General features: G+C 48.9%; 1 pseudogene. It reads right to left on the reverse strand.

The features are described from left to right. Positions 1-88 precede the first annotated feature (88 nt). A pseudogene (locus J1785_RS00180) lies at positions 89-409 on the reverse strand (T6SS immunity protein Tli3 family protein); the annotation flags it as partial.

The following is a 409-nucleotide window of genomic DNA, read 5'->3' on the forward strand; positions in this document are numbered from 1 at the left end:
CGGAGGCTCTTTTGCCTGCGCTGCGCCCACCACCAGCGTCATCAATAATCCGCCTAAAACTTTTAGCCCTTTCATTGCATGCTCCCTTTTATTTCCCTGCATCCATATCGCAGCGCATATGATCCCATCCCTGATAGTTCTTCACTTCCGGGACGTTATCCGGCAAGTTCATCCATTCAGACCTGAATTGACTTTTTGATTCCTCCAGCCCTCTTTTGGTCATATACACCATGCCCCATGCCCATCCTGGAGCACGCGGTTCGATTTTGTGAAATGTGCCATCAGACGCCGTATAAGGAATACCTGGCCCGCCAGGAAGGATGCGCGGATCGTCAAATCCTCTGGACGACATATAGAGGCTTTTTTTAGTCAGTAAAAAACCCTGATCGTTAACGACGGTGAAAGAAAT

Source organism: Rahnella perminowiae (assembly GCF_019049755.1).
Taxonomy (GTDB): Bacteria; Pseudomonadota; Gammaproteobacteria; order Enterobacterales; family Enterobacteriaceae; genus Rahnella; species Rahnella perminowiae.